The organism is Dickeya poaceiphila, from assembly GCF_007858975.2.
Classification (GTDB): Bacteria; Pseudomonadota; Gammaproteobacteria; order Enterobacterales; family Enterobacteriaceae; genus Dickeya; species Dickeya poaceiphila.
In genome coordinates this window covers 3953539-3977331 of record NZ_CP042220.2, presented here as the reverse complement: position 1 = coordinate 3977331, position 23793 = coordinate 3953539, and the positions used below count along the sequence as shown (strand labels likewise).

Below are 23793 nucleotides of genomic sequence, written 5' to 3'. Positions count from 1 at the left end.
ACAAAAGCAGTGTTCCCCGCGCCAGCGGGGATAAACCGGACGTTTTCATAGACTTAACGATGTGGCGTGAGTGTTCCCCGCGCCAGCGGGGATAAACCGAGATACGCACAAGGAAATCAAGGTGTATGTGCGTGTTCCCCGCGCTAGCGGGGATAAACCGCTATCGCAGCACGAAAAGAGGACCGCAGAAAGGTGTTCCCCGCGCCAGCGGGGATAAACCGAATCTAACAACGCGTTTCGCGTTCGCCGTAACGTGTTCCCCGCACCAGCGGGGATAAACCGTAGACGTAATCACCAACGTGGCTGGACTGCCAGTGTTCCCCGCGCCAGCGGGGATAAACGCTTTATCAAAAAGGGACTGCTGAAGCGCCAGAGGCACCCTTTGGGGAAGGGTGCCTCTGGTTTGTTGTTGACGGCAAACGGCGTTAAAAACGCTGCTTAAAAGGAATGCCAGTCATCCTCGCTGCCTGCCGTTTTGCGTGATGACGCCGCCGGTTTTAAGGCCAGCGTTTTGGCTGGAGCAGGGGAGGCTGAAAGCATTGGTCTGCTGCTGGGTTGGTGATAAGCGTCAGCCCTTGTGCCGCCCAAATGGAAGATACTAACCACCTGTTTTAACTGCTCTGCCTGCTGCTGCAAGGCTTGTGTCGCGTTATTGCCTTCTCTCACCAGTGAGGCGTTTTGCAATGTGGTCTGTTCCATCTTATTGATGGCCATATTCACCTGTTCGATGCCAAGTGACTGCTCCTGGCTGGCGATGCTGATTTCACCTACCAGTTCGCTCACTTTGCGCACCCCATCCACAATCCCCTGAATGGATGCACCGGCTTTTTCCACCAGTCGGTTCCCCGCGTCCACGGTTTCTACGGAATGGCTAATCAGTTCTTTGATTTCTCTGGCGGCGGAAGCGCTGCGTTGGGCCAGGCTGCGTACTTCGCTGGCTACTACTGCAAATCCACGGCCCTGTTCGCCGGCACGAGCCGCTTCAACCGCCGCATTGAGCGCCAGAATATTGGTCTGGAAAGCGATGCTGTCGATAACGCCGATAATATCGACGATTTTCTTCGAAGAACTATCGATAGCGCCCATGGTTTGCACCACTTCGCCCACCAGTTGACCACCGGATTGAGCCTGATTGGCGGTGTCTTGCGCCAACTGGCTGGCTTGTCTGGCGTTATCGGCGTTTTGTTTAACGGTTGAGGTGAGCTGTTCGATAGACGCTGCGGTTTCCTGCAGTGCTGCGGACTGTTCTTCGGTGCGGTTGGAGAGATCCTGATTGCCCACCGAAAGCTGAGACGATGCACCGGCAATGGCTTCAGACCCTTCGCGCACGTCGCCGACTACGGTGCGTAACTGAGACGTCATTTCATGTAGCGCGTGTTGCAACTGCGCCAGCTCATCGCGGCCTTGCGCGGAAATCATTTCGGTCAGATCACCCTTGGCGACGGCATATGTCACCTGTACCGCTTTTTGCAACGGCTGCACAATGCTGCGGGTCAGTACCCAGGCGAGCACGGAGCCGATGATAGTAATCAACGCCCCAAGTATGCCAAGAAAGAAATAGCTGCTCCTGGCGCGTTCGCTAATCTCCACCTGCATCCGGTCAATGCCGTTGCGTTGATAGTCGCGCAAGGTGTTCATGCTTTTTTGGTATTCAACAGAGATAGGCAGCAGCTTTTGTTCAAAGGCTTGTTTAGCCTGTTCAGCGTTCCCTGCGGCCTTAGCGCTGAAAATTTCATCTCGCGCTTTGATATAGGCCTGACGGTCAGCGTTTAATTTATCCAGCAGCGCCTTTTCTTCATTCAATGACACCAGCTCGGTAAATTTTTCTACACGTTCATTGTTCTCTTTGGTGGCCTTGGCGTTATCTGCTGCGAAAACCTGCGCCAGCGAGGGGTCACTGCTGCGCGCGGTGGCGGTGGTTCGCTGTATACCGGCGGAAAGCGTCGCCGCCCAGTCCGCCACCAGCCGCTCTTTGCGCAGAGGGACTTGCATGATGCGCTCAGCATTCTGGGTAATTTGGTTTAGCTGATAAATGCCGCTGGCAAGCATGATCAACGAAAACGCGATAAGTATCCCAAACCCCACTGATAGCCGAATACCAATTTTGTAGTTTTTCATTTTCTCTCCTGGGTATTTCTGCAACTGGTTGTCAGATTCCCAATATGTACAACGTAACGGATATATTTAATAAACTGTAAAAGCAGATATTCTCAGGTGAATCGGTTCTGCTGACTTGTTTTGTGTTATTTCCCCTTGCGATATGTCCGATTGCCTATGTCATAACGACGTGATGATTAGGTCGATATGTTTCTCCCCGGTACCGCCTTTTCGCAGTCCGAACGATGTAAAACACGTTGCTTTAATTCGATTTTTACTTCTATACCCGTCATACTTCAAGTTGCAGGTGTGTTGGCTGCGTTCGCTCACCCGAATCACTTACTAGAGTAAGCTCATCGGGATTCACTCTCTTGCCGCCTTCCTGCAACTCGAATTATTTTGGGTATATCCAATTGTTTTCTTAATCCAATGTCTTTCTTAATCCAATTATAGCTACTTGCTGAGTTTTTCACCTTTAATGCGGTAATGCTTATTATTAGTAGTGGTAAAGGGCTGTTATATAATTGGTTTCCGGTATGTTAAATACCAGGTTGTATCCCCTTATTTCTCCACGGTCAGTCGTATGATTTTATTTAGGATACAGATAGTGGAGAAAATCAAAGCCTTATTGAGTAATGTTTTATTCGCTTCACATTTTTTCAATAATCTGCTGTCGGTCGTGCTGAATGGTAAGGTGGTATCAGACCGAAGGCAGAATAACCGGAATAAGTTGCAATTAACGGTATGTTTTTGCCGTTATGCTTTCTGTGCCCGCAGTATTACTCCACTGGGTGCGCGGTCCGTGTGCACTCTGGCGGCGATGATTATGCCGACCGGGGGAGACTCTGTTTGAGCATAGCACTAAAATTTCCCTTTATGTGAAGATGTTATCCGTTTTTTCTATCAATGAAGGGTAGAATAGCCGTGTAATAGGTCCGTATTTTGCCCTGGAAGTGGCATGTTATGCAGTTCACGATGACAGGGACTGATGCTATCCGGTCAGGCAAGGATTAACGACATTCCACCCGGAGAGAGGCCGTGGAAGCAGAGAATACCTTGGGAGTCATTTCCCGCTATCTGAAGAAGTTGCATGTGCTGACGCTGTGTGTCAGCGATGATGATGAGTTATGGTGCGCTAACTGTTTTTATGTGTTTGATGATGAAAAGATTGCTTTTTATCTGATGACGGAGCCGGATACCCGGCACGGCGAGATCATGCGGCGCTGTCCGAAGGTGGCGGGCACGGTCAATGGGCAGCCAAAGAGCGTGCTGCTGATTAGAGGCGTGCAGTTTTTAGGTGAGATCAGTCGGTTGACGGGCGAGGAAGAAGCGCAGGCGCGCAGCCGCTATAACGTGCGCTTCCCGATTGCGCGCAGCAGCGGTGCGCCGGTCTGGAAGCTGTTGCTTAACGAAATGAAAATGACGGACAACGCGCTGGGGTTTGGAAAGAAGCACCTTTGGCGGCGCAACACGGTGGTGGAAGCACTGTAACCCATCCCCAGCGTTAGTGATTGTTGCCGTTGGTGTGTGCGCCACACGGCTGGCCTGCGCTGAGACGTATTAGCGCAGGTGATGAATCACCTGATTACGGCTGCCACGCCACATTAGCGTCAAATCCCGTTGTTCCTGCACGAAGCGACCATCCACCAGGACATTGATCAGGTCTACCACGTTGCGCTGTTCCGGCGTCAGTTCATCCAGCCGGTAGCCGGTCCACATCCAGATGTTTTTACCGGGACATTCGTCATGCACCCGTTGCAACAGCCGCAACACATCAGGCACGTTTTGCGGGTGCAGCGGGTCGCCGCCTGACAGCGACAGCCCTTGCAAAGGCAGGTCGGTATTTTGCAGATCGGCGATGATGCGATCTTCCATTTCCTGTGTGAAAAGGTGCCCGGAGTTCAGTCGCCAGGTGCTCTGGTTATAGCAGCCGGGGCACTGATGTTCGCAGCCTGCCACAAACAGCGTACAGCGTGTTCCCGGACCGTTGACCACATCCACCGGATAGTATTGATGGTAGTTCATAGCGATGACCGTCCAAAAAGCCGCCCGTCGGGCGGCATCAGCTTAACGCTGCAATCGTGCACGGACCGCGCCCACCGAGCGCACCGCGCAGACTGTCAGCCCAGTTGCCCACTGGCAAGGTGTTTTACCCGGCGTTTGACCTCTTCCTGCTTGCCGGCATTAAACGGACGCGCATCCGGGCTGCCCAGATAGCCGCACACCCGCCGTGTTACCGAGACGCGCGAGGCGTCGTGATTACCGCACTGCGGGCAGGTAAAGCCTTTGCTGGTACAGTTGAACTCGCCGGTAAAACCGCACTCGTAGCACTCGTCGATTGGCGTATTGGTGCCGTAATAAGGGACGCGGGTGTAGCTGTAGTCCCATACGTCCTCCAGCGCCTTGAGATTGTGCTGCAGGTTAGGATACTCGCCGTAACAGATAAAACCGCCATTTGCCAGCGGCGGATAAGGGGCCTCAAAGTCGATCTTCTGATATGGATTGACCTTTTTCTCCACGTCGAGATGGAAGCTGTTGGTGTAGTAGCCCTTGTCGGTGACGCCAGCCACTACGCCGAATTCAGCCGTATCCAGACGGCAGAAACGGTCGCACAGGTTTTCGCTTGGCGTACTGTAGAGGCTGAAACCATAACCGGTTTCTTCCTTCCAGCTTTCGGTGGCGGCCTTCAGGTGCGCGACAATCGCCACCGCTTTCTGCCGCAGGGTTTCATCATCAAACACGTGCACCTGATTGCTGAACAACGCGTTGATGGTTTCGTGAACCCCGATATAGCCCAGTGAAATAGATGCGCGGCCATTCTTGAAAATCTCGGCGATATTGTCGTCTGCTTTCAGGCGTACGCCACAGGCCCCTTCCATATAAAGTATAGGCGCTACACGGGCTTTTACATTTTCCAGCCGCGCGATACGCGTCATCAGTGCTTTTTTCGCCAGCAGCAGTCGCTTGTCCAGCAATTGCCAGAAGCGCGCTTCATCACCCTGGGCTTCCAGCGCGATACGCGGCAGGTTGAGGCTGATGACGCCCAGGTTGTTGCGGCCATCGTGGATCTGCTCGCCGTTTTCTTCGTACACTCCAAGGAAGCTGCGGCAGCCCATCGGCGTTTTGAACGAACCGGTGACGTTAACCACCTGATCGTAATTGAGAATATCCGGGTACATGCGCTTGCTGGCGCATTCCAGCGCCAGTTGTTTGATGTCGTAATTCACATCGCCCGGCTTGTGGTTGACGCCGTCGCGGATGGCGAACACCAGTTTCGGGAACACCGCCGTTTTGTGGTTTTTGCCAAGCCCGGCGATGCGATTACGCAGGATGGACTGTTGAATCAACCGTGACTGCCAACTGGTGCCTAGACCGAAGCCGAAGGTGACGAACGGCGTCTGGCCGTTGGCGGTGTGCAGGGTGTTGACTTCATATTCCAGCGACTGGAAGGCGTCGTAGCACTCTTTTTCGGTACGGCTGCGCGCGTAGTCTTCGGCGTTGGGAATCTGCCATTCGTGGGCGACGGCACTGTGTTTTTCATGGCTGGCGGTAACGAACGGCGCCAGAATTTCATCAATACGGTTGATGGTGGTGCCGCCGTAGATATGGCTGGCGACCTGCGCGATGATCTGCGCGGTGACCGCGGTAGCGGTGGAGATAGACTTCGGCGGCTCGATTTCCGCGTTGCCCATCTTGAAGCCCTGCGTCAACATGCCGTTGAGGTCTATCAGCATACAGTTGAACATCGGGAAGAACGGCGAATAGTCGAGGTCGTGGTAGTGAATCTCGCCGCGTTCGTGAGCCAGCACCACGTCGCGCGGCAGAATGTGCTGTTTGGCGTAATGTTTGGCGACAATGCCCGCCAGCAGGTCGCGTTGAGTAGGGATGACTTTGCTGTCTTTATTGGCGTTTTCGTTGAGCAGGGCCATATTGCTCTGTTCCACTAATCCGCGGATTTCCTGATTTAACTGGCCCTGACGCTCGCGCGCCACATCACGATCATGGCGGTATTCAATATAGGTGCGCGCCAGTTGCTTGTATTTGCCGGACATCAGCAGGTTTTCCACCGCGTTTTGGATCTCACGAATATCAACGCGCGCTTTCCCTTGCATCTGCTGGGCGACGGCACCGGCAACGGTGGCACAGTAGTCCGCATCATCCACGTCAGCGGCTTTGGCCGCTTTGAGGACCGCGTCATTGATTCGGTTTTCGTCAAAAAGTACCTGACATCCGTCTCGTTTAATCACTACTGGTTTCATGTTGTTCCTCGGTGTGTTTCCTTTGTTAAGGTTATCCACAGGAAAAAGCCGCAACTGACAACGGGTACAGAGGTTGTGGATGCTTTGTGGATAAACACAATATGTGGGTTCTTGAAAAAGGATAGACACTATATATTGAATTCGCCTGTAAGGGGGGGCAGTTTTATTGCGCTAAAATTGACCTGGCTCAAGGAAATTGGAGCATCGTAGAGAAATCAGTCTTGAACAAATAATAAACAAAAATGACTGGGTGCGCTGCCAGCCCCGCCACCACTGGCCTGATGACAGTCTGTGCTTTTGGCTATCAAGGCATCTAGACATCTATATGGGGTTTTTGTATGGTGGCAGAAGATTTTTTTACGTAATGACGTGATGAAGGAAAGACGATGTCAAACAACGTGCTGATTCTGGACGGAGGAATGGGTCGTGAACTGGCTCGCATTGGTGCTCCTTTTCGTCAGCCGGAGTGGTCGGCGCTGGCGCTGATGGAGTCGCCGCAGTATGTGCGTCAGGTACATGACAGCTTTATTGCTGCCGGCGCGCAGGTGATTACCGCCAACAGCTATGCCGTGGTGCCTTTTCATATTGGCGATGCGGAGTTTAACGCTCGTGGTCAGGCGCTGGCGGTGCTGGCCGGGCAACTGGCGCGTCAGGCGGCGGATGCCGTGTCGCACCCGGTGCGTGTCGCCGGTTCGCTGCCGCCGGTGCTGGGGTCTTATCGTCCGGATTTGTTCAACGTCGCTGCCGCGACGCCGATTCTGAAAACACTGATCGATGCCCTGAACCCCTACGTGGATGTGTGGCTGGCGGAAACGCAAAGCTCGCTGGCGGAAGTGGCGCTGGTGCGTGAACTGCTGGCGAATGACCCGCGTGAACTGTGGCTGTCATTTACGTTGCAGGATGAACTGGATGCTGACGGTCATGCCCGCCTGCGCTCTGGTGAAACCGTGGCCGCCGCCGCGCAGGAGGCCGCCCGCCTGGGGGCAGCTAACCTGCTGTTCAACTGTAGCCGCCCGGAAGTGATGGCGTCGGCGGTGGCGCAGGCGAGTGCGACGCTGAAAGCACAACCTGCCGCGATGGGGGTGGGCGTGTATGCCAATGCCTTCGAGCCTGACGATAACCAGCGTGGCGCGAACGAAGGACTGAGCCGCTTGCGCACTGATACGCACCCGGAAGGCTACCTGCAATGGGCGCAGGAATGGGTGGCGCAGGGGGCGTCGATAGTCGGCGGCTGCTGCGGCATTGGCCCGGAACACATCGCCCGTCTGGCACAGGCGTTCAACCGTCAGGGGTAATCCCGGCGGTTATTTTTATAACGATAATAACCATCCTTAACGGATAAGCATTCTAGGAAGGGAACACAATATGAATCGTCGCCATTTTATTAAGAGCGCCTGCGCCCTGTCCGTCGCGGCGGCCACTACCGGCTGGCCGCTGAGCGCTGCCTGGGGAGCGGACGCGGTTGCACAACCGAAAAAAGGTGGCCACCTGATTGTCGGGGTGGATAACGCCTCCAGCACTGACCGTCTCGACCCGGCATTTTGGTTCGAAACTTATATGTATTTCGTGGGTTCCCAACTGTTTAATAACCTGCTGGAACTGGATGAAAAAGGCGAACTGGTGCCGTCGCTGGCCGAATCCTGGGACAGCAAAGACGGTGGTCGCACCTGGGTGTTGACTATTCGCAAAGGCGTGCAGTTTCATGATGGCCGCACGCTCAGCGCCAAAGACGTGATCTACTCGCTCAATCACCACCGTGGCGAGAAATCCAGCTCGTCGGTGAAAGGCTATCTCGACCCGGTGGTGACGATGGACGCTACCGGCAGCCATGAAGTGACCATCCGCCTGAGCGAACCGAACGTGGAATTCATCGCGCTGCTGAGCGATGTGCACTTTGCCATTACCCCGGAAAACGAAAGCTTTGACAAAGGCATCGGCACCGGCGCTTTTATTCTGGAAAGCTTCCAGCCGGGTGTGCGCACGCTGGTGAAACGCAACCCGAATCACTGGAACAGCGAGCGCGGCCATGTCGATTCAGTCGAAACGCTGGCAATGAACGACTCCACCGCCCGTGTGGCGGCGCTGGTGAGTGGGTCGGCGCATATCATCAACCGCGTCAATCCGCGCATCGTCGGTCGCATTCAGAACATGCCGACCCTGCAACTGTTACGCTCGCGTGACAGCCAGATTTTCACCTTCCCCGGTTTGAGCAATGTCGCACCGTTCAACAATGAAGATGGCCGACTGGCGCTGAAATACGCGATTGATCGCCAGCAGATTATCGATACCGTGTTGGGCGGCTACGCCAGCGTTGCCAACGACAATCCGATTTTTCCGTCTAACCGTTACTTCGCCAAAGACATTCCCCAGCGTCCGTACGACCCGGAAAAAGCCAAATGGCACTGGCAGAAAGCCGGTTTCAGCGGCCCACTGACGCTCTCTGTCGCTGATGCCGGTTTCCCCGGCGCGGTGGATGCCGGTCAGTTGTATCAGGCGTCGGCACAGAAAGCCGGTATTACGCTCAATGTGGAGCGCGAGCCGGATGATGCTTTCTGGGACAATGTCTGGATGAAAAAACCGTTTGTCTCCTCCAACTGGTCGGTACGTCCGACTGCCGACGCGTTGCTGTCGCTGGTGTTCACCAGTCAGGCACCGTGGAACGAATCAGCCTGGAAGAACGATTCTTTCGATCAGTTGGTGCGTGCGGCGCGTGGTGAAGTCAACGAAGATAAGCGCCGTCAGATCTATCACGATATTCAGGTGATGCTGGTGGACAACAGCAGCGAAATCATTCCGCTGTACGCCGACGCGCTTGACGCCTGCAGTACCAACGTGAAGGGATTGAATGCCATTCCGGGCTTCCCGCTGAGCGGCAACCGTGCAGCGGAAAAAGTGTGGCTGGCCTGAGGCAGGTAACGTGACGATGTTTCACCGATGGACGGGGCTTTATCACTGGGCTGACCGTTACCCGTTGTTGACGTTGATCCTGCGGCGTTTGCTGGCGGGGGTAGCGATGGTAGCTGTCGTATCGGCGCTGATTTTCGTCGGTATCCAACTGTTGCCGGGCAATGCCGCCACCGCCATTCTGGGACAGACGGCGACGCCGGAAGCGGTGCGGGCGCTCAATGCCCAACTGGGGTTGGATCAACCCGCGTTTTCCCGTTATATCGGCTGGCTGTGGGGCGTGATCGGCGGCGATTTCGGCCAGAGCTTTACCAGCCGTCGGGCGATTGCGCCGGTGCTGGCCTGGCGGCTTGAAAATACGCTGTTTCTGGCCGGGTGCACGGCGGCGGTGGCAGTGCCGCTGGCGCTGCTGATAGGCTTCCTGTCGGTGCGTTATCAGGGCAGTTGGCTGGATCGGCTGCTCAATCTGTTTGCCCGTGTCGCGGTGGCGTTGCCGGAGTTTTTCTCCGGCTATCTGCTGATTCTGATTTTTTCCATCACCCTGTTCTGGCTGCCAAGCAACAGCAGCATCAGCAACGCTATGCCGCTCGGCGCACATTTGACCGCCATCGCGCTGCCGTGCCTGACGCTGGTGCTGGCGGTGCTGGGGCACATGAGCAACATGACCCGTGCGGCGCTAATCAGCGCTCAAAATGCGGCCTATGTCGATACGGCATTGCTGAAAGGGGTGTCGCCTTCGGCTATTCTGCTGCGCCACGTACTGCCTAACGCCTGGGGACCGATCATCAATGTGATTGTGCTTAATCTCGCCTACCTGATGGTAGGCGTGGTGATCGTCGAAAGCGTGTTTGTTTACCCTGGGCTTGGGCAGTACATGGTCGATAGCATCAGTAAACGCGACATGCCGGTGATTCAGGGCTGCGCGCTGGTGCTGGCGACGATTTACATCCTGCTTAATCTGCTGGCGGATGTGGTATCGCTGATGGCGAATCCACGTCTGCGCCATGCCCGGCGGTAATGCCGTCAACTGAATGGATATCTGTACATGCCTGCTGTGAAACCTTCCGTAGTACTCGGCTTGCTGGGGCTGGGCCTGTTTATTGGCGTGGCGCTGTTGGCGCCCTGGATTGCGCCTTACCCGGTCGATAAGGTGGTTGGCGGCGCCTGGTTGGGCCCGATGCCGCAGGCGTGGCTCGGCACCGACAATATCGGTCGTGACCTGTTTTCCCGTTTGATTTGGGGAACGCGTACCTCGCTGGCGGTGACTGCGCTGGCGGCAGCACTGGCGTTTGTGCTGGGAGCCGGGCTGGGTTTTTGGGCTGGGGTATGCGGCGGCTGGGTCGATCAACTGATTTCACGCATCAACGATGTGCTGATGGCGATCCCGACGCTGATTCTGGCGTTGGTGGTGTTGGCGATGCTGCCGAAAAGTACCTTTATCATCATTCTGGTGCTGGGCGTGCTGGAAGCCACCCGTGTGCTGCGGGTAGCGCGTTCGCTGGCGGTGGATATCGCCACCCAGGAGTTCATTGAGGTGGCGCGGCTGCGCGGCGAGTCGATGGGCTGGATTCTGTGGCGCGAGATTTTGCCGAATGCGCGCAACATGCTGGTGGCGGAGTTTGCACTGCGTTTTATCTTTATTTTGCTGTTCCTGTCGGCGCTGTCGTTTCTGGGATTAGGGATTCAGCCGCCGACCGCCGACTGGGGCGGGCTGGCGCGCGATAACAAAGACGGCATTCTGTTTGGCGTGTGGGCGGCGTTGGTGCCGGGGGCGGCCATTGCTCTGCTGGCGGTGTCGCTCAATGTGGTGGCCGACTGGCTGCTAAGCCGTGACGGGCGCAACTGGCGCGGAGGCCATCATGAGTGAGTTGCTGCGGGTTGAACAGTTGTGCGTAACAGCGGGCGGTCGGGCACTGGTGCAGGACATCAACTTTACCCTCAATAAAGGGGAAGTACTGGGGTTGATTGGTGAATCCGGCGCCGGTAAGTCCACTATCGGCCAGGCGATTCTCGGTCACTGTCGCCATGGAATGCGTATCGAAAGTGGGCACATCTGGTTTCAGTGCGGCGATAACAGCAGCGATCTGGCGACGTTATCAGAGCGGCAGCTACGCCGGGTGCGCGGTGCGCGCATCGCGTATGTGGCGCAGTCCGCCAGCGCCTCGTTCAACCCGGCGCAGCGTATCGGCGAACAGGTGATTGAAGCCGCGGTGCGTCATGGCGTGCTGTCGCGCCGGCAGGCGATTGCACGGGCAATCGAACTGTTTACCCAACTGTCGTTGCCGGAGCCGCAAACCTTCTTCCAGCGTTATCCGCATCAGGTATCCGGCGGGCAGTTGCAGCGCGCGATGATGGCGATGGCGATGTGTGCCGGTCCCGATTTGATTATTTTTGACGAACCGACCACCGCGCTGGATGTCACCACCCAATTGGGGGTGCTCAATGCGATTGATGAGATTATCCGCCTGACCGGCGTGGCCGCGTTGTATATCAGTCATGATCTGGCGGTGGTGGTGCAACTCAGCCACCGCATCATGGTGTTGCGCCATGGCCGTCAGGTAGAGATCGGCGACACGGCGTCGCTGTTGGCAAACCCAACTGAAACGTATACCCGCGAACTGTTACAGGCACGCGGTGAACCCAAAGCGCCGCAACCGGCAACAGACGACCTGCTGTTGGATGTCCGCCATCTTGGCGCACGTTACCAACAGCAACCGGTGTTGCAGGATGTGTCGCTACAGCTGGCGCGTGGGCGTACGCTGGCGGTGATCGGTGAATCCGGTTCCGGCAAATCGACGCTGGGGCGAACCCTGTGTGGCCTGCTGGAGCCAGCAGGCGGCGAGATTCGGCTCAATGGCGACGCGTTGCCGCCGAAACTGGCGCAGCGCACTCGTGCTCAATTGCGATCGATCCAGATGATTCACCAGCACCCGGACACCGCGCTCAATCCGCGTCTGCCAGTCGGCGTGCAGATTGAACGGTCGATGGTGTGCCTGACCGAACTTGACGCCGCCGCACGACGTTTACGCGTCAGTGACTTGCTGCATCAGGTTGGATTGCCTGCGGAGATGGCGCAGCGTTATCCCACTGCGCTGTCTGGCGGTCAAAAACAGCGGGTCTGTATTGCCCGTGCGCTGGCGGCGCAGCCGTCGCTTATCATCTGCGACGAGCCAACCTCCGCGCTTGACCCGCTGGTGGCCCGTGACGTGCTCGCGCTGCTGCGCCAGATTCAGCAGGAAACCGGCGTCGCCTACCTGTTCATCACCCATGATTTGCATGTGGTGCGCGAAGTGGCCGACACCGTGGCGGTGCTGCGTCATGGTCATATTGTCCGGCAGGGACCAGTGATGCAAGCGCTGTCGCCGCCACTGGACGACTACACGCAGCAACTGCTGCTGGCGGTGCCGGAAATGCGCTGCGACTGGCTGCGGGATGTGATGGCTAACCAAAGCGCGGTATTGCCGTAATCAAATACGTGGTGGGTATAAGCGTATCATCCGTTCATACCGGGCAAGTACCCGGTATGACACCAGAGATATTGAGGATCGCGGTTTCGGCGGTACTTTACTCTTGTGCCGGAAACGGCGGCAACTGCCGGAAGGTGTTCAGCAGCCCTTCCGACCAGGCTTTACGAATGACGATGAAGTAAGGGTCGTTTTCGGTGATGCGGCGCTGTTCGCTGATATCAAAGCTGCCAGCACGGTATATCATCACATCCAGCGGCAAGCCGACCGACAGGTTGCTGCGCAATGTTGAGTCAATCGAAATCAGTGCACAGCACATCGCCTGTTCCAGCGGGGTATCTACCGTTAGCACCCGGTCGATAATCGGCTTGCCGTATTTGCTTTCGCCTATCTGGAAATAGGGCGTATCGGCAGTGGCTTCAATGAAATTCCCTTCCGGGTAGATATGGAATAGCCGGGGGGCTTCATCGCCAATCTGGCCGCCGAGCAACAGGTTGCAGCCAAAATTGGTGGTGCTGCCGCTTTGCTGGGCCAGACTGTCGCGGTGGATAACCTCGCGCACGGTTTCACCCACCAGTGTGGCGGCTTCATACAACGTACTGGTTTGCATCAGGTTGGGCGTGTGCTGGGCGTGGATACGCGCTTTGAGCAGGCTGATGATGCTTTGGGTCGTAGCAAGATTGCCCGCCGACTGGATAACCAAAACCCGTTCCCCTTCCTGATGGAATACATGAAGCTTTCTGAAGGTCGCAATGTGATCAACCCCCGCATTGGTGCGGGAGTCGGAAGCAAAAACCAGCCCGTCAGACAGACGCATGGCCACACAGTAGGTCATACAGTACCTTTTTAGCGATTTTACCGACTAAACGAAAACAGGAACCATCGTTCTCGTCACTGCTGCTGTTGCACCTGTTGCTGGCGTACGAACAGGCTTACCGCCGCCTCTGAGAACATCTCTTCACATCCGCCGCCAAGGCGGCTGCCGCGCACCGGGCAGGCATCCAGATAATCCATCCCTACCGCAAGGCGCAAATGCTGATTGAGCTTGCGGGTGTTGTTGGTGATGTCAAAACTGTGCCAGCGCTCGTTGAGCCACACCTCAGCCCAGGCGTGCATAGCGACATGCGTGGTATCCCGGCTATAGACATAACCGCTGACGTAACGCGCTGGAATGCGCAGGCTGCGGCAGCAGGCCAGAAATACATGGGTGTGATCCTGACAAACACCTTTGCCTTTGGCAAACGCGACGCAGGCCGTATCTTGCACTTGCGTTGCGCCGGGAGTATACGGCATTTTCAGCTGTAATTCCGCCATCAACGTTTCCAGGCTGCTGACGGGGTCAGCTTCCTGATAATAGCGCTGGGCGAAGGTCCGGATCGCCTCATCCGCTTCAGTCAGCGCAGTGCTGCGTAAAAACACCAGTGGTGACAGTCCATCCTCCCCCTCCCATGTCTCTTCTGCATTATCGGCGATTTCCACCACACCCTGAGCGTGGATCAGAATATCGTGATGCGGGTTATCCAGCGTCAACACATGCATCAGATTGCCGTAAGCATCGGTGGTGGCGACGGCGGGCGTGGGCAGCGTCAGTTTCCACTCCCGAATATGCTGGCGGGCAGAGCTTTGCGGCGTCAGTCGCAGGTACTGGGTGCTGAATTTCACCTCTTCATCGTAACGATAGTGGGTCAGGTGATTGATGGTCAGTTTCATAGCGCCTCCAGATAGGTATGACGAATACTGTCAGCCAGTTCGTTGATTTTGGTGAGGAAACGGTTGAGGTAGTGTTGCAGGTCATCGGCCAGTATGTCGTCGAGCGAACCGAAGCGCAGTTCTACGTGCAGCAGATGCGCCAGCCGCTGTGGGATGCGTGCTCTTTCGCTGCCGATCATCTCCAGTTGTTGCACCAGATCGCCCACGCAGGCATGTAGCGAACGCGGTACGTCATTGCGCAATACCAGCAGTTCGGTGACGGTTTCCCGGCTGATGGGCTGGCGATAGATGCTGTGGTAGGCTTCGCGGGCGCTCACCGCACGCAGCAGGGTATCGAGCCGGTAGTATTCGCGCACCGGGTCCAGGTCGTTATTGAGTTGCTGATCCTTGATGGTCAGTAGCTGGGCGGTAGCGAACGACCGTTCGATCAAGGTACCGATACGAATAAAACATTGGGCGTCGTTACGCAGCAGGGTGCCGAACATCGCGCCGCGAAACAGATGCGCGCGCTCTTTCACCCAGTCGAAAAAGGCGTCGATGCCTATCTTATCAACACCGGACTGGCGCAGATTGCGGATGTCGATGCGGGTGGTGTTGATGCACTCCCACACCTCGGATGACAGGCTGCCACGCACCGCGTGCGCATTGTTCCACGCCATTTCGATGCAACTGTAGATGCTGCTGGGGTTATGGCTATCCAATGCGAAGAAGTTCAGCAGATTGTTCATGGTGAAGCGGGCGTAGCGCTGCTGAAACAGATCATGGGTGAACGTCAGGTTGAGCGGCAGCGCCAGATCATGCTGCTGCTGGCTGTGGCGCGGCATCATCGACAGTTTGTAGGTGACGTCCAGCACGCGGGCGACGCTCTCTGCCCGTTCCAGATAACGGGCCATCCAGTAAAGTTCGCTGGCAGTACGGCTTAGCATGATTCGTCCTCCTCCATCACCCAGGTGTCTTTAGTGCCGCCGCCTTGCGAGGAATTCACCACCAGCGAGCCTTCCGTCAGTGCTACGCGGGTCAGACCGCCGGGTACCAGCCGGATCTCCTCGCCATACAGCACAAACGGGCGCAGGTCGATATGACGCGGGGCCAGTCCTTCCTCGACGAATGTCGGGCAGGTGGAGAGCGCCAGCGTATCCTGAGCGATGTAGTTGCCGGGGTTGGCCAGCAGCCGTTGACGGAAATCGTCGATTTGCTGGCGGGTGGATTTGGGACCGACCAACATACCGTAGCCTCCTGCGCCGTGGACCTCTTTCACCACCATGCTGTCGAGATGGGCCAGCACGTAGCTGAGATCGTCCGGTTTGCGGCACTGCCAGGTGGGGATATTGCCGAGAATAGGCTCCTCAGACAGGTAAAAACGGATCATCTCCGGTACGTAAGGGTAGATGGATTTGTCATCTGCCACGCCGGTACCGATTGCATTCGCCAGTACCACGCCGCCTGCGCGGTATACCGACAGCAATCCTGGCACGCCGAGCATCGAATCGGCACGGAACGCCAGCGGGTCAAGAAAGGCATCGTCAATGCGACGATAGATGACATCTACCCGGCACGGACCTTCGGTGGTGCGCATATACACGGCGCCTTCTTTGACAAACAGATCCGCGCTTTCCACCAGTTCTACCCCCATTTGTTGGGCGAGGAAGCTGTGCTCGAAGTAGGCGCTGTTGAAGCGGCCCGGCGTCATCACTACCACCGTTGGGTCGTCAATGTGGGTGCTTTCCCGCAGCGTCTGCAACAAATAACTGGGGTAACGCTCCACCGGCGCAATGTGTTGGCTGGCGAACAGGTCCGGATAGAGGCGCATCATCATTTTGCGGTTCTCCAGCATGTAGGAAACCCCGGATGGTGTGCGCAGGTTGTCTTCCAGTACGTAATAGTGACCGTCGCTATTGCGCACCATATCGATACCGGTGATGTGCGCATAGATGTTGTTATGCAGATCAATACCCTGCATACAAGGCTGGTATTGGTCGTTGGCCAGTACCTGTTCACGGGGAACGATGCCGGCGTTGAGAATGTGCTGCTGGTGATAGATATCATAAAGGAAGGCGTTGAGCGCCTTGACCCGCTGGCGAATGCCGAGGTCCAGCATTTTCCATTCATGAGCTGGAATAATGCGCGGCACACTGTCAAAGGGGATCAGGCGTTCGGTGCCGCCTTCTTCGCCGTAGACATTAAAAGTAATTCCCACCCGGTGAAACAGTAATTCCGCCTGCTCTTTCTTCTGGCGGATAGCGTACTGGTCGGTCTGCTGCAACCATTGCCAGTAAGCGTCGTAGTGCTGGCGTTGCCTGCCTTCTGCGTTGAGCATTTCATCGTAGTAAGGCGCGGTCGGAAGCGTCATTTTTATCATTGTCATCCTTTGCATTCCGTTTGAGGGAGGATACAACGGAAATGCAGGAAGCGTGCCAGCGTGGTAAATGAGCTACTTATCGCTAAGAATAAGGATAATTCGCACCATGGTGGTGCAAATTATCCTGAAGGTTGCGCTATAGCGAGGTGATGAAGCGAAGCGCTGCCAGATTATGATGACCAGAATATTTGAAGGGTTAATCCTGTAACATTACCCATGACCATGAAGGAGGGAACCCAGGGAAGCTCTTTTCCTGCCATAAGGCATGTTCATAATACTCATGTGTAATCAGATTAGTTATATTATCTTTTTCATGGTCCGGGAGTTTATCAAGAGAATCATAATTTATATTATTTTCCTTACAGTACTGAATTATTATACGATAGCCATCAATATCTGCTAATGGTTCCACGGTATGATGTTTCCTAAAGAAAATACTGGTTTCTTGTAGTATTGAGGGTCTGTCGTTTTTAGGATAGACCATCATGGATACTCTTTTTTTTGCTCTTTCGATAAAATCTTTTTGGGATGGGATGAGGAATTTTTTTATTCGCCATGAGAAAGATGTCCAGTAATAATCAGAGATCATGTTTTTCAGTAATGATACTGAGCCGCCTTCAATGATAATACTTGGGTGTTTTGCTAATGATATGGATGTTTTTTGTTTAAGAATATGATGAGCCTCCTCCGGAGATACAACCTTTTCAATCAGATTTCTTGATGGGGTAATATATATCCTTTCTGTCCCCTGTAATTCACTATGGTCAGGCGCGCCACTCCCGGTCATAATCTCTGGATACCCTTGAAACCTGTCCAGTGCAATCACAGGTAAACCATATTTTTTTGCAAGCATGACTGAATAGGATGTTTTTCCCATGGATGTCACACCCCACAAAAGATAAAGTACCGTATTCATATGCTCTCCTTTAGACAATTCTATCTGATATATCCGCCATATTTCAGGCACGCTAGTGCGCTGGCTGGATTCCTCGGCCCTGTGGTGCTGTTTTTTGTCAGTAACGTTTAAAACGATGTAAGTCGATTAGGTTCTTGTTATGTCAATCAGCGGAGATTCGCTGCGTTATACCCGCCATACTTTACATTGCAGGTATTACTCGGCACATCCTTGTGCCTTGCCTCTGTGAGGCTGCTTCCGGCAGCGTTGTCGCTCGCCAGAATCACTGGTCTGAGTAATAAGCTCATCGGGATGAAATGAGAGACAGCCTGTCTATTACCGGACTATCACCGGAGGCCAGCCGTTGGCTGGTCACATTCGTGCCCAACGAATTTGCCACTCACTTGCCGCGTGACAAGGCTCGAATCAGCCTTGCCCTAAAGGGACCAATGCGTGGCGTTGTTCAACATGCCGACCATCTGCCCGGCAGCACGAATATTTAGAATACGGTAGCTTTTCTTGTGTGCAAAAAACCAGTCATAATACGGTTTAAATGTTCATATAAACCATCTCGCCATTTTCCATAAATATCTAACTTGCTGTTGTACATTTTCCCTGGCAAACAAAAACACCATACGTTACTGTTTTTTTTATAAGAAATTTTTTTGTTTAGAGGCAGGCGATGTAAAGTTATTTTTCTTTTTTCTGTAGATGATGAAATCTCATCAAAATAACCATGTGATGAGGTTATCACTCCTTCTACTTTATATTTTCCAATATTTTTAATTGTGAAATTAATATTATCATCACCCATAAAAATAATAACTTCCTTCCATGATATGGATATCTCTTTGCTAATGAGTGTGTTGGCTAAAGGTAAAAGAGATAAATATTCATAGGATAGCGCCTCGGCTATTGCGATACGCTCAATTAAATTGGGTTTGAACTTATGGGTTGGGAGGGTTCTGATATTTTTTGCCTGTGTTTTTATCACGCTCATGATATATCGTCTCTCGTGTTTGATTTCATGTTGGCACGAGATTAACGCTAATATTTCCCTGCTGATATATAGGAATTTTCCTACATTGGTTTATCTTATGGCAGCGTTAAAAGCAGATGTTTTGTATCGTAGAAATTTTTTTTATGTGAGTTTACTGAGCAAAACTTCGTTAGTTAATAGAGTAACGATATAAATAGTTGAGCTATTCAGCGGGCCGAAATAAATACCGTTGTTTTTATTATAACTGACTGTGCTGTTATTTACGGGGTAAAACAGCATCTGGTCTGGCAGTAATTCAGGAAAAAGATTTTTGGCAGCAGAAAAAATCAGCGGGTCAGATCAAAAATCACCCCGGCATTAAACCGGGGTTTTCTATGAAGCAATGAGGATATTCGCAATCTGTCGTCGCTGCTGCAATGCTGACGGGGACTAGCTGCGTACCGCGATAGCTTCGATCTCGATCTTCACGTCTTTCGGCAGGCGCGCCACTTCCACACAAGAGCGGGCCGGAAACGGCGCGTTATGCTCGGTGAAGAACGCTTCATAGGCGGCGTTCACTGTGGCGAAGTCGTTCAGATCTTTTACGAACACGGTGGTTTTGACGATGTTGCTTACTTTCAGATCGGCCGCTTCCACGATGGCTTTCACGTTTGCCAGCGACTGGCGAGCCTGCGCGGTGATGTCGTCCGGCACCAGACCGGTTTTCGGGTCTACCGGGATCTGACCGGAGGTGATGATCATGCTGCCCAGGTCAACGCCCTGAACATAAGGGCCGATGGCGGCTGGAGCCTGTTCTGTGCTGATAATGCGTGACATATTTTCTCCTGATTGTGTCTGAAACGATGCGACTTTCGGCATTATTCCAAAAAGCTCGCCGTCAGGCCAATGCTGCAAGCCAATCGACGGCGTTTTACTGATGGCCGCCGCGTATCAATGGCTGTTCAACACGGCCTGGCGCTCAAACTCTTTCTCGCAGTATTTACACTTCAGTTGCACATCATCGCCGCGCTGTTTTACGCCGAAGGATGAACTGACAGGTTCGCTACGGCTGATGCAGTTGGTGTTGGGGCAAGTCAGGACGCCTTCGATGTGTGACGGCAATTGCGGGTGCAGCTTGCGCACCACTTCATAATTGTCAATCTGATTGACGGTGGCTTGCGGTGCGTACATCGCCAGTTGGTTGGCCTGTTCTTCGGTCAGAAAGATGTTTTCAATCTTGATGAGATCTTTGCGGCCCAGATGCCTGGAGGGCAGGTTGAGTCCAATGGTAATGCGCTGATCGGTGGCGGTCAGCTTGAATAGCGTCAGTAATTTGAAGCCAATCTGTGCCGGAATATGGTCGATCACGGTGCCGCGTTTGATGGCTTCTACCTGTAATTTATTGTCGTGAGTCATGTTGTCTGTTCCTCTCTCACAGAACCAGTTCGCTGTTCAATACCAACGCCAGCAGAGCCTGACGCGCGTAAATGCCGTTGCCTGCCTGTTGGAAGTAGTAGGCGTAGGGCGTGCTGTCCACATCTGTGGTGATTTCATCAATGCGCGGCAGCGGGTGCAGCACTTTCAGATTGTCGCGGGCGTTACCGAGGTCAGCGGCGCGCAGAATAAACTGCGACTTGATGTTGATGTACTCCGACGGGTCCAGCCGTTCTTTCTGTACGCGGGTCATATACAGAATATCCAGTTGTGGCGCCACTTCCTCGATGCTGGTGTGCAGACTGTAGGGGATGTTTTTTTCTTGCAGCATATTGAGGATGTAATCCGGCATCGCCAGCGCGTCCGGGGAGATGAAGTAGAAACGGTTGCCGTCGAACTTGGCCAGAGCCTGGGTCAGCGAATGCACGGTGCGGCCATACTTCAGGTCGCCTACCATGGCGATATTCATATTGTTCAAGCGCCCCTGGGTTTCCTGAATGGTAAACAGGTCCAGCAGCGTCTGGGATGGATGTTGATTGGCGCCATCGCCGGCATTAAGCACCGGTACACCGCCGGAGAACTCGGTCGCCAGCCGTGCAGCGCCTTCCTGCGGGTGGCGCATTACGATGGCGTCCACATAGTTGCTGATGACTGAAATGGTATCTGACAACGTCTCGCCTTTCTTGCCAAGCGAGGTATTGCTGCTGTCGGCAAACCCAACGACGCAGGCCCCTAACCGATGAATGGCGGTTTCAAACGACAAACGGGTACGGGTGGATGCTTCAAAGAAACAGCTGGCAATCACTTTGTGCTTCAGCAGTTCCGGCTGCGGATGAGCCTTCAGGCTGGCCGCCACCTTCAGTGTCAGTTCCAAATCGTCCCGGCTGAGATCGTTGATTGAGATGATGTGTCTTTTATATAGCGGATTGACCATGTGGCTATGCTCCCCTCGGTTATGGCCGGTAAACAAACGGAATGGCTGTGGCGACAGACAAAAAAAAGCCCCTCAACGAGGGGCTTTTTTTATAAATCGATCAGGTAACGGAAGGAAAAACGCTGTCATGCTGCCAACAGGCAGTTGCGGTGCGGCACCCACAAAAACGGCAGCGTTAAACATGTTCCCTCCCGGCAAATTGTTCGGAATTATACGCGCCGAAGAGGTGAATTCAAGCAGAAAAATGCTGTCTTTTCGCGGTGGGCAATCGGTTGCGGGATGTGTTTCATCGAAAGAGAAAACGCATCGTTCGGATCACTTTTTTACTATCGTTGACTGGCGGGCCGATGTTGACAGGAGTATAAACAATCAAAACATTGTTTCAATTTATTTGAATTATTTAAGGAGCGATCATGATTACCGGTAATGTCGAGCATCTGGAATTGGTTCCCTATCTGCCTGCCAAACTGCGTGAGGCGATTGAGTACGTGAAGCAGCACATCAACGCCGATACCCCGTTGGGTAAACATGATATCGACGGCAATAAGATGTTTGTGCTGGTATCGAACGACAGCACGGAGCCGTTCGAGAAACGCCGCGCTGAGTATCACGCGAAATATCTGGATATCCAGATTGTGTTAAACGGCACCGAAGGCATGACCTTCAGCAATCTGCCGGCAGGCAAACCGGACGTGGACTTGCTGGCCGATAAAGACATCGCGTTCCTGCCGGCTGGCGAGCAGGAAAAACAGTTTGTGTTACATACCGGCGATTTCGTGGTGTTCTTCCCCGGTGATGTGCACAAGCCGCTGTGCGCTGTCGGCGAGCCGGCTCACGTACGCAAGGCCGTGGTGAAAATTGATGCGTCACTGGTGTTGTAAGTGACTGTTTTTATTTTTTTGTCTTGCTGATAAACCACTTGTGTGCAAGTTGAAAGGGACTACGGCTTAAAATGCCGAGCTGAGGCAAACAACTTTGCCGATGCGCCGCATGGATGCGGCATATGCCTATAATCGCCTCGTATTCCATGCCGGTTTGCCGACAGCCTTCTGCGGAGTTTTGACCTCCTTCGTTTTTCCTGTTGTCTCCCTTGCTATTCGCGTTATATAGGATGTGATCCCGCCCGTAAAACCAGCGTGAGGTGTAATGAAACCGGTTGCAGTAATCACGGCTTTCATGCAGTCTGAAACCGGTTTCATTTTTAGTCGAACGACAAATGTGGCCGAACGACAACGTGGTTACCGAATACCAACATATAAGGTGGCGTCATGTCAGGGATCAGAGATTATGCGAAATTAGCGCAGAGCATTCTGCAGGAAGTGGGCGGTCAGGCGAATATTGTCGATTTTTCCCGTTGCGCGACCCGACTACGTTTGATACTGGCGCAAACGCCTGATAACGCAAAAGCGCGAATTCAGCATCTGCCTGGTGTGATTGCGGTAGTGGAAAGCGCGGGTCAGTTTCAGGTCGTCATCGGCGTACATGTATCGGATGTGTACCACCAGATGGCGGCGTTACTTGGTGAGGGCGCAAAGCGTGATGAAGCCCCCCGCCGACGTGTGCTGGATACGGTAATCGCTACCATGTCGGCGGTGTTCGCGCCGATTGTATATATTCTGGCCGCGGCAGGGATACTGCAAGGCATACTGATCGTTATTCAGCAGCTCTCTACCGGTTTTGCGCTGACCGGCACCTACCGTGTGCTCAATTTCATGTCCTGGACGCCGTTTGCTTTTCTGCCGGTGTTTATCGCCCTGACGGCTTCCCGCCATTTTCGCTGCAACACCTATATTGCGATGCTGTGTTGCTGCGCGTTGATCAACCCGGAATGGACCTTAATGGCGGGGAAAATCGCCGCCGGCGAGTCAATCACCCTCCTGGGGCTGCCGCTGGCAAAAACGGTGTATACCGCGTCGGTGTTGCCGCCGCTGTTTCTGGTATGGGTGCTGGCATGGGTGGAACGTTGGGTGGAAAAGCGCTTGCCGGATATCGTCAGCGCGCTGTTTACCCCGTTGATCTGCTTTGTGATTGTGGTGCCGCTGACATTGCTGTTGATAGGCCCGGCCAGTACCTGGGTAGCCACCGGGATCGCCGCTGGCTACAACGCGTTGTTTAACGCCTTTCCGGCGCTGGCGGCAGCCATCATTGGCGGCGTGTGGCAGATCATCGTGATCTTTGGCGTGCACTGGGGCATTACGCCGGTGGTGATGGCTAACTTTGATCTGAATGGTCATGACTCGTTTCAGGCGTTCCAGACCGTTGCCGTGGTTGCCCAAATGGCGGCGGCGTTCGGCTGCTTTTTGAAAACCCGCAATCGGGAACTGAAAGCCCGTTCGATGTCCGCAGGGGTCACGGCGATTTTCGGTATCACTGAACCGGCTATTTACGGGGTGACGCTGCGCTACAAGAAACCTTTTATCTGCGGCTGCATCGGCGGCGCGGTAGGCGCAGTTGTCGCCAGCCTGTTCGGCTCGCTGTATTACGCCTACGCTGCATTGCCGGGCGTACTGACGGTGATCAACGCCATCAATCCGTCTGCGCCAATGTCGTTTATTGGTGAGCTGGCTGGTTGCGGCGTGGCTATCGTGTTGACTGTCGGGCTGGTGATGGTGGTGGGCTTTGATGATCCAGTGGAAGAAACGGCCACCGCGTCCGCGGCGGATGCGCCGGCGGCGACCCGAACAAACGCATCGGTTTGATATAACTGTCAATATTGCATGTTTTGCCGTCAGTGTGTGACGGTACTGAAAGAGAGGTG

General features: G+C 54.2%; 21 protein-coding genes and 1 CRISPR repeat array (1 of these 22 only partly in view). Of the genes, 9 read left to right on the top strand and 12 right to left on the bottom strand.

The window, feature by feature from the left end; genetic code table 11:
• Positions 1-343: direct repeats of the CRISPR family, unit length 30 nt; unit sequence AGTGTTCCCCGCGCCAGCGGGGATAAACCG; it reaches 114 nt to the left of the window's first position.
• Positions 344-438: 95 nt separating this feature from the next.
• Positions 439-2118 carry a methyl-accepting chemotaxis protein gene (locus Dpoa569_RS17845; protein ID WP_042868088.1) on the bottom strand — a complete coding sequence of 560 codons (1680 nt, stop codon included), beginning with the start codon at positions 2116-2118 and terminating at the stop codon, positions 439-441.
• 1017 nt (positions 2119-3135) lie between these two features.
• Between Dpoa569_RS17845 and Dpoa569_RS17840 the strand changes: the two genes are divergently transcribed.
• On the top strand, positions 3136-3588 hold the full coding sequence (locus Dpoa569_RS17840; protein WP_042868090.1) for a YhbP family protein: 453 nt from the start codon (positions 3136-3138) through the stop codon (positions 3586-3588).
• 69 nt (positions 3589-3657) lie between these two features.
• Here Dpoa569_RS17840 and nrdG read toward each other — a convergent pair whose 3' ends face one another.
• Together nrdG and nrdD are read right to left on the bottom strand one after the other, a co-directional pair.
• Positions 3658-4122: an anaerobic ribonucleoside-triphosphate reductase-activating protein gene (gene nrdG / locus Dpoa569_RS17835; RefSeq protein ID WP_042868092.1), complete on the bottom strand. Its 465-nt coding sequence runs from the start codon at positions 4120-4122 to the stop codon at positions 3658-3660.
• A gap of 95 nt (positions 4123-4217) precedes the next feature.
• Positions 4218-6356 (bottom strand): anaerobic ribonucleoside-triphosphate reductase, encoded by a 2139-nt coding sequence (gene nrdD / locus Dpoa569_RS17830; RefSeq protein ID WP_042868094.1) that lies wholly within the window; start codon positions 6354-6356, stop codon positions 4218-4220.
• Between the two features lie 386 nt (positions 6357-6742).
• Here nrdD and Dpoa569_RS17825 point away from each other — a divergent pair, with 386 nt between their 5' ends.
• The 5 genes from Dpoa569_RS17825 (at position 6743) to Dpoa569_RS17805 (ending at position 12727) form a co-directional block, all read left to right on the top strand.
• Positions 6743-7651 carry a homocysteine S-methyltransferase family protein gene (locus Dpoa569_RS17825; RefSeq protein WP_042868096.1) on the top strand — a complete coding sequence of 303 codons (909 nt, stop codon included), beginning with the start codon at positions 6743-6745 and terminating at the stop codon, positions 7649-7651.
• A gap of 70 nt (positions 7652-7721) precedes the next feature.
• Positions 7722-9263, top strand: a complete 1542-nt coding sequence (locus Dpoa569_RS17820; protein ID WP_042868098.1) for an ABC transporter substrate-binding protein — start codon at positions 7722-7724, stop codon at positions 9261-9263.
• A gap of 16 nt (positions 9264-9279) precedes the next feature.
• Positions 9280-10278: an ABC transporter permease gene (locus Dpoa569_RS17815; protein WP_128569657.1), complete on the top strand. Its 999-nt coding sequence runs from the start codon at positions 9280-9282 to the stop codon at positions 10276-10278.
• 27 nt (positions 10279-10305) lie between these two features.
• Positions 10306-11127, top strand: a complete 822-nt coding sequence (locus Dpoa569_RS17810) for an ABC transporter permease (RefSeq protein ID WP_042868102.1) — start codon at positions 10306-10308, stop codon at positions 11125-11127.
• On the top strand, positions 11120-12727 hold the full coding sequence (locus Dpoa569_RS17805) for an ABC transporter ATP-binding protein (RefSeq protein ID WP_042868105.1): 1608 nt from the start codon (positions 11120-11122) through the stop codon (positions 12725-12727). The genes Dpoa569_RS17810 and Dpoa569_RS17805 overlap by 8 nt, the downstream gene beginning before the upstream one ends.
• A gap of 97 nt (positions 12728-12824) precedes the next feature.
• Here the strand turns inward: Dpoa569_RS17805 and Dpoa569_RS17800 are convergent, their stop codons facing one another.
• From Dpoa569_RS17800 to pyrB, 9 genes are all read right to left on the bottom strand, one after another.
• Positions 12825-13559: a proteasome-type protease gene (locus tag Dpoa569_RS17800; protein WP_042868108.1), complete on the bottom strand. Its 735-nt coding sequence runs from the start codon at positions 13557-13559 to the stop codon at positions 12825-12827.
• Positions 13560-13615: 56 nt separating this feature from the next.
• Complete coding sequence (locus Dpoa569_RS17795; protein WP_042868111.1) at positions 13616-14434, bottom strand: transglutaminase family protein; 819 nt, start codon at positions 14432-14434, stop codon at positions 13616-13618.
• Positions 14431-15360 (bottom strand): alpha-E domain-containing protein, encoded by a 930-nt coding sequence (locus Dpoa569_RS17790; RefSeq protein WP_042868114.1) that lies wholly within the window; start codon positions 15358-15360, stop codon positions 14431-14433. Before Dpoa569_RS17790 ends, Dpoa569_RS17795 begins: the two co-directional genes overlap by 4 nt.
• Positions 15354-16793 carry a circularly permuted type 2 ATP-grasp protein gene (locus tag Dpoa569_RS17785; RefSeq protein WP_042868116.1) on the bottom strand — a complete coding sequence of 480 codons (1440 nt, stop codon included), beginning with the start codon at positions 16791-16793 and terminating at the stop codon, positions 15354-15356. Before Dpoa569_RS17785 ends, Dpoa569_RS17790 begins: the two co-directional genes overlap by 7 nt.
• A gap of 196 nt (positions 16794-16989) precedes the next feature.
• On the bottom strand, positions 16990-17709 hold the full coding sequence (locus Dpoa569_RS17780) for an isopentenyl transferase family protein (protein WP_042868118.1): 720 nt from the start codon (positions 17707-17709) through the stop codon (positions 16990-16992).
• Positions 17710-18187: 478 nt separating this feature from the next.
• Positions 18188-18688: a hypothetical protein gene (locus Dpoa569_RS17775; RefSeq protein ID WP_042868120.1), complete on the bottom strand. Its 501-nt coding sequence runs from the start codon at positions 18686-18688 to the stop codon at positions 18188-18190.
• A 429-nt stretch (positions 18689-19117) separates the two neighbouring features.
• Complete coding sequence (gene ridA, locus Dpoa569_RS17770) at positions 19118-19504, bottom strand: 2-iminobutanoate/2-iminopropanoate deaminase (RefSeq protein ID WP_042868122.1); 387 nt, start codon at positions 19502-19504, stop codon at positions 19118-19120.
• 114 nt (positions 19505-19618) lie between these two features.
• Positions 19619-20083 carry an aspartate carbamoyltransferase regulatory subunit gene (gene pyrI / locus Dpoa569_RS17765; RefSeq protein ID WP_042868124.1) on the bottom strand — a complete coding sequence of 155 codons (465 nt, stop codon included), beginning with the start codon at positions 20081-20083 and terminating at the stop codon, positions 19619-19621.
• A gap of 16 nt (positions 20084-20099) precedes the next feature.
• Positions 20100-21035, bottom strand: a complete 936-nt coding sequence (gene pyrB, locus Dpoa569_RS17760; protein WP_042868125.1) for an aspartate carbamoyltransferase — start codon at positions 21033-21035, stop codon at positions 20100-20102.
• Positions 21036-21162: 127 nt separating this feature from the next.
• Between pyrB and Dpoa569_RS17755 the strand changes: the two genes are divergently transcribed.
• From Dpoa569_RS17755 to Dpoa569_RS17745, 3 genes are all read left to right on the top strand, one after another.
• Complete coding sequence (locus Dpoa569_RS17755; protein ID WP_146411618.1) at positions 21163-21462, top strand: hypothetical protein; 300 nt, start codon at positions 21163-21165, stop codon at positions 21460-21462.
• A complete protein-coding gene (locus Dpoa569_RS17750) occupies positions 21449-21916 on the top strand; it encodes a YhcH/YjgK/YiaL family protein (RefSeq protein WP_042868126.1) in 468 nt (155 codons plus the stop codon). Before Dpoa569_RS17755 ends, Dpoa569_RS17750 begins: the two co-directional genes overlap by 14 nt.
• 387 nt (positions 21917-22303) lie before the next feature.
• Positions 22304-23734, top strand: a complete 1431-nt coding sequence (locus Dpoa569_RS17745; protein ID WP_042868129.1) for a PTS transporter subunit EIIC — start codon at positions 22304-22306, stop codon at positions 23732-23734.
• Positions 23735-23793 lie beyond the last annotated feature (59 nt).